The organism is Sphingorhabdus sp., assembly GCF_040079335.1.
Lineage (GTDB): Bacteria > Pseudomonadota > Alphaproteobacteria > Sphingomonadales > Sphingomonadaceae > Sphingorhabdus_B.
Window position 1 is genome coordinate 34,561 of sequence record NZ_JBEBKL010000020.1, and the last position, 11,149, is coordinate 45,709.

At 56.9% G+C, this 11,149-nt stretch carries 11 protein-coding genes and 1 pseudogene; 9 read left to right on the forward strand and 3 right to left on the reverse strand.

All coding sequences use genetic code 11. The features are described 5' to 3' along the window. Positions 1–5: 5 nt before the first annotated feature. Complete coding sequence (locus ABL922_RS07470) at positions 6–1,034, forward strand: DUF4344 domain-containing metallopeptidase (RefSeq protein WP_349023584.1); 1,029 nt, start codon at positions 6–8, stop codon at positions 1,032–1,034. A gap of 28 nt (positions 1,035–1,062) precedes the next feature. Here the strand turns inward: ABL922_RS07470 and ABL922_RS07475 are convergent, their stop codons facing one another. Continuing rightward, the gene (locus ABL922_RS07475; RefSeq protein WP_349023585.1) at positions 1,063–2,988 is read right to left on the reverse strand and encodes a TonB-dependent receptor; all 1,926 of its coding nucleotides are present in this window, start codon (positions 2,986–2,988) and stop codon (positions 1,063–1,065) included. A 259-nt stretch (positions 2,989–3,247) separates the two neighbouring features. Beyond that, entirely contained in the window at positions 3,248–3,601 is a 354-nt protein-coding gene (locus ABL922_RS07480; protein WP_349023586.1) for a hypothetical protein, read from the reverse strand. A gap of 180 nt (positions 3,602–3,781) precedes the next feature. On the opposite strand from ABL922_RS07480, the gene ABL922_RS07485 reads away from it, so the two are divergent. The 6 genes and pseudogenes from ABL922_RS07485 to ABL922_RS07510 all read left to right on the forward strand — a co-directional run. After that, a complete protein-coding gene (locus ABL922_RS07485; protein WP_349023587.1) occupies positions 3,782–4,300 on the forward strand; it encodes a helix-turn-helix domain-containing protein in 519 nt (172 codons plus the stop codon). A gap of 203 nt (positions 4,301–4,503) precedes the next feature. Beyond that, the gene (locus tag ABL922_RS07490; protein ID WP_298600434.1) at positions 4,504–5,031 is read left to right on the forward strand and encodes a CarD family transcriptional regulator; all 528 of its coding nucleotides are present in this window, start codon (positions 4,504–4,506) and stop codon (positions 5,029–5,031) included. A gap of 159 nt (positions 5,032–5,190) precedes the next feature. Then, positions 5,191–5,925 (forward strand): DUF2807 domain-containing protein, encoded by a 735-nt coding sequence (locus ABL922_RS07495; protein WP_349023588.1) that lies wholly within the window; start codon positions 5,191–5,193, stop codon positions 5,923–5,925. Between the two features lie 38 nt (positions 5,926–5,963). Next, positions 5,964–6,437, forward strand: coding sequence for a DUF192 domain-containing protein (locus tag ABL922_RS07500; protein ID WP_349023589.1), 474 nt, complete (start codon positions 5,964–5,966; stop codon positions 6,435–6,437). Between the two features lie 48 nt (positions 6,438–6,485). After that, complete coding sequence (locus tag ABL922_RS07505) at positions 6,486–6,872, forward strand: NADH:ubiquinone oxidoreductase subunit NDUFA12 (protein WP_349023590.1); 387 nt, start codon at positions 6,486–6,488, stop codon at positions 6,870–6,872. Between the two features lie 152 nt (positions 6,873–7,024). Then, positions 7,025–7,276 (forward strand): annotated as a pseudogene (locus ABL922_RS07510) (DUF2155 domain-containing protein); the annotation flags it as partial. A gap of 35 nt (positions 7,277–7,311) precedes the next feature. Here ABL922_RS07510 and aat read toward each other — a convergent pair. Further along, entirely contained in the window at positions 7,312–8,094 is a 783-nt protein-coding gene (aat, locus tag ABL922_RS07515) for a leucyl/phenylalanyl-tRNA--protein transferase (RefSeq protein WP_349023591.1), read from the reverse strand. A 126-nt stretch (positions 8,095–8,220) separates the two neighbouring features. Between aat and purC the strand changes: the two genes are divergently transcribed. Both purC and ABL922_RS07525 read left to right on the forward strand, forming a co-directional pair. Continuing rightward, complete coding sequence (purC, locus tag ABL922_RS07520; RefSeq protein ID WP_349023592.1) at positions 8,221–9,000, forward strand: phosphoribosylaminoimidazolesuccinocarboxamide synthase; 780 nt, start codon at positions 8,221–8,223, stop codon at positions 8,998–9,000. Positions 9,001–9,050: 50 nt separating this feature from the next. Further along, positions 9,051–11,149, forward strand: a 2,099-nt coding sequence (locus ABL922_RS07525; protein WP_349023593.1) for a pitrilysin family protein, incomplete at its 3' end; no start/stop codon positions are given.

The following is an 11,149-nucleotide window of genomic DNA, read 5'->3' on the forward strand; positions in this document are numbered from 1 at the left end:
AAAATGTGCTTTTTGCGCTGCGATGCAACAGGAAAGTGGCTGCGGCCCAAGAAACTTGCCGAACACGATGCTCCGACACCGCCGATCTGAAACAATGTGCGGTCAGTTCAGCGATATACCGCCGCTGTTGCGACGGGTTACCGGAAAGAATTTGCAAAAGGATCCCCCTTCATTATCGTCTGGCACCAGAGGGGAGAGGCATCATGCAACAAATGACTTTCGGCAGCCACTTTAATCGCCTTGCCAGCGCGCTTGCACTTGCGTCCGCATTCTGTGTTGCGGCACCTTCTGCCGCACAGGACGGCCAGAGCGGCACGATATCCGTTTCCTACGCTCCGGGGATCAATGATGCTTCGGATGAGCTGGCCTCAATTCTCCGCGATGCCGCTGTTTTTGAGGATCTTGCGGGCGGTATCAGTGAGACCATCCACTTACCAGCGGATATGCTGGTGGAATTTCGAAACTGCGAAACAGCCAATGCTTTTTATGATCCCAAATCCCAGCAAATCGTGATGTGCTATGAACTTATGGGCATGCTCGCGCAGAACGCCGCCGCAACCGGGAAAAATGATGAAGAAGTCGGTCAGGACATGATGTTCGCCAGCATTTTCTTCTTCTATCACGAAATGGGCCACGCACTCGTTCATCAGCTCGATTTGCCCATTACCGGCAAGGAAGAGGATGCCGTCGACGATATGGCCGCCCTGCTGCTGCTTGAGAATAACGAAGACGGCAGCGGCGGGGTGATGATCGCCTCGGTGGTGCAGCAATTTGGCGAACTTGCGACAAATATGGAGGATATGGATTCCCTGCCATTCTGGGGTCAGCACTCATTGGATGCGCAACGCATGTATCATCTGATCTGCATGATCTATGGCAGCAATACCGAAGCCTATGCCGGTTTGGTCGGCGATGACGTCTTACCGAAAGAGAGGGCAGACGTCTGCCCCCATGAATATAAGCAGCGCGCGCGCAATTGGCAGCGGCTTATGGAAAACCATCTGAAACCGGAGCCGGAGGCGGAGCCTACCTAGGGCGTTTTCGAAGACGGATAGCTATCGGTCAGACGTCGGCGGCGATACTCAAACTGAACCGTCGACCGCCATTGTTGATGAAAAAGCCGTTTCCGCCCGCAGCCCAACCGTAAGTGTTGAGCACATTGTCGACATTGAAGCGCGCCAATACGGGTACTGTCCCCACCGTTGCACGATAACGTGCGCCCAAGCTGCCTACCCATCGCGCCGGAATGAAGAGCGTATTCTGCACATTGGCTGGCCGGTCGCTTGTGCGCTCGAAACGCCCAGTGAACGTCAACGCCTTGTGCCAAGGGAAAGTCCAGTTGGCGTTGGCAATGGTGTGCAAGCGGAAGCCTCCGACGGGTCGACTTCCGATCAGGCCTGCACGCACCTCTTCCCCGCTGATCCGCGCGTCGAGATAGACTGTGCCAGCAACGACACGCAGGCCAGGGGCGATCTCTCCAGAAATCGAAAGCTCCGCGCCTTTGTGCCTGATTTCACCCAGCTCGCGGAACCGCGACGCTGCATCCAGATTGAAATAAGGTTTGCGGACATCGAACAGCCCCGCAATCATTGATACATTAGGGCTGATATTCCAGCGTATCCCTAAATCCTTTTGGTCGGTGCGGATCGCGGGCGGTGCTTCGTTGCGATTGATGGCGTTGGCGGGAGCGACATCGCTTTCCTCAAGTCCTCGCGTATAGCCACCATATAGTGCGATACCGCTCGACAGATAAACGGCGGCATTGAAGCTGAACAGCCACGGATTATCCTTGGTTTCGGGCAATTCGCCTGCCGGTGTGGTTACCAATTTCGAATAGCTCACTTTTTGCACACCGGCGCTCAGTTCACCGATTTCATGCCATCGAAGCTCATAGCCAAGTCCGACATTCGTTTGTTCAACCTTGTCGAAGGTTTTTGCCCCAAATATGGAAGCTGGTTCAGGCCGGAAATCTTCAACACCGGTAACACTGGCTCCCAAATCGATCAGTGCCGACCCGCCATAAGCCCGGCTTAACGAACGCCCGCGCATCGAAGCGATAATCGTGTGACGGCGGCTGTCTTCGACAAATGCACGCGAAACCCGGATTTCGCCCGACGTGGAGCGACTATAATCGTCACGATCCGCGACGACGATGCGTTGGCCGACATTGCCATTGGCATCTGCATCGAATAATAAATCGGCGTGGGTTTTGGCAAGATCACTGTTTGACCGGAAAAGCCCGGTCGCAATGTCGAAACCGCCTGACTTTGCGCGCGATACAACGCCAAAGGTTTCCAGACGCCCCGCATTTTCCGCCCATTTCTGCCCAAAATAGGTGGAGCGCTTGTATTTCTTGGGTAAAAAATCGCCACTCGTAAAGATAAGCGGCTGCACATCTTCGTCGCTGACATCGATGCGCCCCCAAAAGGGTTGGATTGAAATATTCTTATGCGGTTTGAAGAGCAGCGACGCACCATAACCCTCGTAATTGGGCGAACTTCCAAAGGTCGAACCGTCTTTGGAAATGGCTATTCCAGCGGTAGCGCCTAATCGGTCTCCATCGATGGGGATCTGCACATCAAGTTCGGCGGAGCGCCCCCCGAATGGGCCATAGGTCAATGCGGCGGACGCGATAAATTCGCCGCCCGGCTTGCGGAGCGAATAGTCAGCAATTCCGGTCGGCGCGGGAAAAGGATAGCCTTGAGCCGAAATACCAACGCGCATGGTCGCGCCATCAAGCAGGCGATCGGTAACGGCCGCGCGCTGGTCAAAATACAGTCCTTCGATGCGTAAATTTCCGGCTGCTTCGGGGGAAAAGCCTCGCACTAGGCCCGGATTGTAAAGCCCGATCTGCTCATCTCCGACGGATTTTCCAAAGGCATCTTCAGCGCTGGTGACCGCATTATCATCGGTCCGCTGGGCAATAGCAGGAGTTGTCAGAAATGCGCCGAGTACGGCGAGCGAAATTGTCCGGTTTCCCCTAGTCATATCCAGCGATTGGCAGAATTTGTGAAAAGCAGCATTGATCGGTCGACTAACTGCATTCCTGCTCGACCAATCAACATCGAAACAGGACGAAAGCGACTAACAACAAAAAGCGCCGGCCGCGCAAGCTGCACAAGGGGGAGAGGAGGCAGCGAGCGCAATCCGGCGCAGTTTGTTTCGGCCTTTGGATCAGGTGAAGGGGTGGCCTGTCACCTGATCGCGGTGTGTGAGAGCGGCCGAATTTCTCTCATATTCGTCAGGATCAATCCTTTGCGAGGACGACCTTTTTCTTGGCATTGCAGGTGGCGATGTCGTCTGCTTCGAGAAGACGATCGCCAGCCTTGAAGCTGGTCACTTCGCCGAATTCCTTGGCAACGCTGGCGCACACATTGCGTGGAGCCGAGCTTGCAAGCGGTGCGCGGCAGCTGGTGCCTTCGCACTGGAATACTACGCCGCGAACAACAGCCTTGGAGCTGACAGCAGGCTGTGCCAGTTCAACGGTGTAGAAACGACCGGCGTTGGCATGTGCCTGCGGGGCTGCGAAAAGGAGAACTGCGCTGGTTGCGACAGCGCCGACGAGCGCGCCGAAGCGCGAAGAAGTTTGGGAGAGGTTCATGTCTTCAATCCTTTATCTGGACCTTGTTTGTCAAACCCGACCATCCCATATCGGGCTTGGCCTGGATTTGAGCCCCTGGAAAACCAGTTGCGAATCGCCATCTATTCCACTAGGTTTTAAGTTGCAACTGAAAACTGATATTCGGCTGGCAAATTTTCGCAGGCACATTAGGACAGATCCATGGGGAAATTGAGAGAGCCTTTAAGCGATATCGACAATTGCGGCCTGCCCGCCGCACTCGAAGCGATTGGCGAACGATGGTCGTTCATGATCCTGCGCGCGGCCTTTAACGGCGTCCGCCATTTCGAAGAGTTCCTGACCGAGATCGGCATTGCGCGAAACATCCTTGCCAACCGCCTCACCCGCCTGACCGAGGCTGGCATCCTGCACCGAAGCCCCTGCCCCGATGATCGCCGTCGCGTCGAATATCGGCTGACCGCCAAGGGCCTCGATTTTCTGACGACGATGATCGCGCTGCGCCAATGGGGTGAGCGCTGGGCGACGGGCATACCTTCAAATCCGGTCTTGTGCGATGCCCGCGACCATAAGCCAATCCTGCCGGTAACGCTTCGCGGCCATGACGACCGCATATTGTCGCATATGGACCTGTGCTGGATCGATGCCTCTGAAGTGAAATCCGGGGGGCGATCATCGTCGTCGGACGAGCCGGCAAACGTCCGCCAATTGGGTTCGGGCTGACACCGAATCCGCCTGTTGCATCGCAACATTGAAATTTTATTGCGAATCTGTTATACACATTCGCAAGCACTAGATTCCCGCCCCGACAATGGCGGTCAGAAAAGAGAGTTTCAGACGACAGGCACCGGCATTGCGGCAGAGGCAGCACGACTGATTTTGCCCGCCCAAGATGCCCAATATACAATCCAGAAAGGGTCCATTTGATGGCGACTTCCGCTATATCTTTCGACGTTGGCGACTATGTTGTTTATCCCAAGCATGGCGTCGGCCGGGTTATCGAACTGCAGAACCAGGAAATCGCTGGTATGCAACTCGAACTCTATGTTCTGCGCTTCGAGAAAGAAAAAATGACGCTGCGCGTTCCGGTCAACAAGGCCGAGAGCGTTGGCATGCGCAAGCTTTCTTCGGACAAGACGCTCAAGGAAGCCATGGAAACTCTGAAGGGCAAGCCCAAGGTTAAGCGCACCATGTGGTCACGCCGTGCACAGGAATATGAAGCCAAGATCAATTCGGGCGACCTTGTGTCGATCGCTGAAGTGACCCGCGATCTGTTCCGCCCGGACGACCAGCCCGAGCAGAGCTATTCCGAACGCCAGATTTTCGAAGCGGCATCGAGCCGCCTCGCCCGCGAACTCGCGGCGATGGAAAAGACCGACGAACCGGCAGCGCTCAAGAAGATCCTCGACGTGCTCAAAGTGTCCGCACCGCAATGGTACGAAAAGGCCGAATAAGCCTCCATTCCAAACGCATCAAAGGCTCCCTGCTTGGGAGCCTTTTTTTGTTTGTGCCTCGCTCGACTGGCCATCCTGCCGTTTGACCGGAGCGATCGCAAAATGCATAAGGCCCGCTACTTGCCGCATATTGCGGCCTGACAGGTGCAAGGAAACCGCATGCAGCGCCCCATAGGCCCAGCCATATTGGCAATCGGCATATCGTTGATGCTATCGCAAACGCCTTACTCAGCCCGTGCCGCGACCAAATCCTTTCTGGTCGGCAGTTTTGACGAATTGATCGTCGAAGGCGATATCATCGTCAAGCTCGACAATATGAAGGCGCCGTCGGCCAAAGCCAGCGGCGATCACAGTCTGGTCGAGGCGTTGAAAATCGAACGCAACGGATTGACCATAAAGATCCGCGTTCAGGATTATGAGGGCACCACCCAGAAAGCAAAGATCGGCGCGCCGCTGGTTGTCACTCTGGGAGGGCGCGGCGTCCGCAAGGTGAGCGTCGACGGCAGCGCCCAGCTGGACATCAACCAGATCCGGGCGCCCGGAATGGTGGTTGCGCTCAAAATGTCAGGCGCAGGGCAAATTAATGTCGGCAAGATCGAAAGCGACCGCGTCGAGGTGAATCTCGCAGGCACAGGCGGTATAAATATTGCGTCGGGCAAAATCCGAGCGGCACGCCTTTCGGTGAGCGGTAGTGGCAAAATGGATGCTTCAAAAATGCCGCTGATGCAGGCAGTTCTCTTCCAGCAAGGCAATGCGACAACGCATCTGCTGATCAACGAGAAGGTCGAGATATCAAACAGCGGATCGGGAACAATCCAGATCGACGGCAGCGCGACCTGCTTTGTGCGCCAGCCCGGTTCGGCCAAAATCGTCTGCGGGAAAACGGCGCAATGATTGGCTCACAATGGATTTTGGCATCATCGGTCGCCATAATGCTTGCAAGCTGCAGCGGTCTGGCAACGGGCGGCAGCAGTGCAGCCGAAGCCAAAGGCTGCGCAGCCGGTGCGACGCTTGATCCAAGCGAAGCAGGGTTGGAGCAAACCCGGCTCTGCATAAAAAGCGGCGCCAAGACCCACGCCTTCACCGTCGAAATCGCCCGCAGTTCGCAGCAACAGGCCAAGGGCATGATGTTCCGCACCGAACTCGCCGACAACAAGGGCATGGTGTTCCTCTTTAACGAGCCACGCATGGCGAGCTTCTGGATGAAAAACACCGTTATCCCGCTCGACATCATTTTCATCCGGGCTGACGGGAAAATCGAAAATATTGCCGCCAATGCGGTTCCTTATTCGACCGACCCCGTCGAATCGACTGCGGCGGTCACCGCCGTACTCGAACTGCGCGGCGGCCTGTCTGCGGAGCTGGGCATCAAGCCTGGCGACACTGTCCGCTGGACGGCCAAGTAAACGCCTTTTTGATTGCAAGGCCGGGCACTTCCGCCTAATCGGCGGCGCATGGGAATCTTGGCTAAAATCTTCACCTGGTGGGACGGCGCTACCGTCGGCACGGCCTTTTACAGCGCGCGCAAGGGCGTGCTTGTGGGTGAAGACGATCAGGGCAATCGCTATTATCGCTCGAAAGACGGTGCACGCCGCTGGGTCATCTACAATGGCGCCAATGATGCAAGCCGGGTCGCTCCCGATTGGCATGGCTGGCTACACGGAACATTCGAAGGCGAACCCGACAGCTATTTGCCGCCCAAGCGCAATTTCGAACTGCCGCAGTCGGCAAATCCCACTGGCAGCGATGCTGCTTATAGGCCGCAGGGCGCGCTTGAACGTGGCGGGCATCGCGCGGCGGCGACCGGCGACTATGAGGCATGGAGCCCCGACGCGGCATGAGCCGGTTATTTCCTGCGCTGCTTATCTCTGCTGCTTTAACCCTGTCAGGTTGCAACAGTGGAGAGCCGCAGGCCGAACCCAAAGCCAAAGCAAAAACCACTGCCAGCGCCGATAAACCGGTCGCGGTGGAGGGAGTGCAAATCGGCACACCGATGGCCGAACGGGTGGCCGTCATCGGCCTGTTGAACAAGCGCAACGGCCAGACCCGCGACTTTGAAGTAAAGCCCGGCGAATCCGTTCGCTTTGGCAAAGTCGTTATCCGGGTGCGTGCTTGCGAGAAGACGGCGCCTTGGGAAACTTATCAGGATCAGGGTGCTTTTGTGCAACTGATCGTACGTCAACGCCCCGCAGGCACCAACGATGCCGAACGCTGGGCTCAGGTGTTTTCAGGCTGGCTGTTCAAGGAAAATCCGGCGGCCAATATCGTCCAACATCCGATTTATGACGTCTGGGTCAAGGAATGCAGGATGAGCTTCCCCGGCGAAGAAACGCCCGTCGAGGAGCCTAAAGACGAATCTGCCAGTAACCGGTCAAGCGCGCCCCAGTCTGCCCCTGCGGACAAGGCACCAGCGGCGGCACCCCCTGCCCCTGCAGACGATGAAGCGACCAGCGGCGAAGGCGAAGCCACCGTCGAAACCTGAGATCGCAGGTCAGCCAACGCGACCTCCAGCAGATCAAGATAGTGCTTCTGGCTGATTTCAATCGCCCCCAGCGACTGCAGATGTTCAGTTATAAACTGGCAATCCAGCAGCTCAAAACCACCCAGCTTCATCCGCGCAACCAGCCAAGCCATCGCCACTTTGGACGCGTCGGTCGCGCGTGAGAACATGCTTTCGCCGAAAAAAGCCCTCCCCATCGCCAGCCCGTAGAGCCCACCGACCATCCGACCCTCCACCCAGCATTCGACGCTATGCGCCAGCCCTAAATGGTGGAGCCGCAAAAATGCGTCTTCGATTTCGGAATTGATCCAGGTTTCCTGCCTGCCTTCGGTGCTTTCCGCACATAGGCGGATCACGCCGGCAAAGCCCCTGTCACACGTCACAACAAAACGGTCCTGCCGGATGGTTTTGGCGAGCGATTTCGAGACATGAAAGCCGTCAAGCGGCAGGATGGCGCGATGCTTTGGCTCAACCCAGAAAGATTCCTTATCCTCACGCGAATCCGCCATGGGGAAAATGCCGTGGGCATAGGCGCTCAAAAGCAGGTCGATATCGATCGGCACATGCCCACCCTATCAATATTTGCGCCGAATGCCAGTTTCGGCTAAGGGCGCGAAAGAACCCCGGCCAGCCCGAACTCACCGAGTCCCGCTGGCACCGGGGTAATTTGTTTTTTACGGGATATGCCGATGACACGCCGCCGCAAAATCTATGAAGGCAAGGCCAAGATTCTATACGAGGGCCCCGAACCCGGCACGCTGATCCAATATTTCAAGGATGATGCGACCGCGTTCAACGCCCAGAAAAAGGGCACGATCAGCGGCAAGGGCGTGATCAACAATCGCGTGTCCGAGCATGTCTTCACCCGCCTTGCCCATATCGGCATCCCGACGCACTTCATCCGCCGCCTCAATATGCGCGAGCAATTGATCCGGCAGGTAGAAATCGTTCCTATCGAAGTGATCGTACGCAACGTCGCCGCTGGCACCTTGTCAAAGCGTTTGGGCATCGAAGAAGGCACCCCCCTGCCGCACACATTGCTCGAATATTGCTACAAAGATGACAGCCTTGGCGATCCGCTGGTCGCCGAAGAGCATATCGCCTGTTTCGGCTGGGCGAGCCAGGAAGAGATGCAGGACATCTCGTCAATGGCGATCCGCATCAACGATTTCATGAGCGGCATGTTCGCGGCGATCGGCATCCGCCTGATCGACTTCAAACTCGAATTTGGCCGTCTTTATGATGGCGATTTCAGCCGCATCATCCTTGCCGACGAAATCAGCCCTGACGGCTGCCGTCTGTGGGATATCGAAACCGGCGAAAAGCTCGACAAGGACCGTTTCCGCCGCGATCTGGGCGGCGAAGCCGAAGCCTATCAGGAAGTGGCCCGTCGCCTTGGCCTGATGCCCGAGGAAGGCGAAGGCGCAGTCCTAGATATGGTCACCCACCGCCTGCGAAAGGGCAAATGATTTCGACCAATGGCGATTGCCATTGGCGGAAAATCGGCGATAAACGGCGTATGGGGAAATCCTTTGCCGTCATAGCCTTGGCGTTGCTTTCGGGCACGCTGTTCGTCGCAACACCTGTTTCGGCAGTGCCTGCCCCGCCATCGGGTGCGACGCGAACCGCGCCATGGAACAGCGAGTCCACCGAACTCGAAGCCGACAGCCGCATCATATATGGCCGCCTGCCCAACGGCCTGCGCTATGCCATCCGCCGCAATGAACGCCCCGAAAATCAGGTGCTGGTGCGGCTCGCGTTCGAATTCGGCTCGGCTGCCGAAGCCGACGACGAACAGGGCCTAGCGCATTTCATCGAGCATATGGCGTTCAACGGATCGACCAATGTGCCCGAGGGCGAAATGGTCCGTATACTCGAAAGGCTCGGCCTCTCCTTTGGCGCAGACACCAATGCGTCGACCGGTTTTGTCCGCACCCAATATAAGCTCGATCTGCCCAAAGCCGATCCAGCGCTGATCGAACGCGCGCTATTCCTGATGCGCGAAACGGCGAGTGAAGTGACATTCGACCCGGACGCGGTCGACCGTGAACGCGGCGTGGTGATCGCCGAAATGCGCGACCGCGAAAATTTCGGTTTCCAGCGCAACCGCGCAGCGAGCGAATTGCTTTATCCCGACAGCTATTTTTCCACGCGCTACCCGATTGGCAAGCTGGAAGTGCTGCAGTCCGCCAGTGCCGACAAAATGAAAGCGCTGTATCGCAAATATTATGTTCCCGATCGCGCACGTCTGGTAATCGTCGGGCCGGTTGATCCGAAGGCGGTCGAACGCGAGATCATACGTAAATTTTCCAGCTGGCAGGGCTCGGGAGCCGCCTTGGGAAAAATCGACCGTTGCGGTTTCGACAATGATCGCCCTGCCAAAGCCGCCTTTTTCAATCATCCCGAGGTCAATGAAGCACTCAACATTGAACAGATTGTGGCAGACAAAAAACGCGCTGACACATTCGAACGCGCGTTACTTGACTTGAAAATGGGTATGGCAGCGGCGATAGTTTCCGACCGGATTTCGCGCAAAAGCCGCAACGAAGATATACCGTTGCTCAGCAGCGGCCTTAGCTTCGCCGCTGGTTTTTGTGATCAGCATGCGCGCATCGGGATGACAATATCGGGCAAGGACGGCAGCTGGGACACAGTGCTGCCCATTGTCGAACAGATGGTTCGGCAGGCGGTCGAACATGGTTTTTCGGAGCAGGAAATAGCCGAACAGATCAAACGCTATGATGCCGCGTTCGATAATGCAGTCAAAAGCGAACCGACCAGCGTGAGCAGCAGCTTTGCCAATGAATTGACCAACCTCGACGAGGATATTGTGACCAGCGCCGACTACCGGCTGCTTTTGTGGAAACAACTACGCCCGTTCATGACCAAGCAGGCCATCAGCCAGGAATTTGCCAACTGGTACGGGCGCCTTGATCGCCCGCGCATTTTCCTGTCGAGCAAGAAAGCCGACGCGGCGACGCCTGAAGCCCTGTTGGCGGCCTTTGCCGAAAGCCGGAAACAGCCGGTCGCTGCTCCAGCCGAGCGAACCGCATTGGAATGGGGCTATTCCGATTTTGGCCCGCGTGGCGCGGTGGCCGAGGGCGAAAGAATAGCCGACCTCGATATTCGCACCATCCGCTTCGCAAACAATGTCCGGCTCAACATCAAGCGCACCGATTTCGAGAAAGACAGGGTCCGCTGGACGCTGCGGATAGATGGCGGCAAGCTGTCGATGCCACACTCCGACCAGCCATTGGGCATGTTTATGGACAGTGCTTTCGCCAGCGGCGGGCTTGGCAAATATGACATCGACGATCTGCGCGTAGTGCTCGCGGGTACGACCGCCAGCCCCGGTTTCCTGTCTGCGCCAACCTATTTCGGGGGTGCTGGAGCAGTCGTTGCCAAAGATCTTGAGCGGCAGATGCAATTGCTCACCGCCTATGTGACCGATCCGGGCTATCGCGAAAACGCCGTCCGCCTGTTCCGCAGGCCCCTACCTGAATTTTATGCAAGGCTCGATGCGACGCCGGGATCGGCTCTGGCATTTGGTCAGGCACGCATCATGAACGGGGATGATCCACGCTTCGTGCTGCCGCCGCTGGAAGCCCTGCTTTCCGC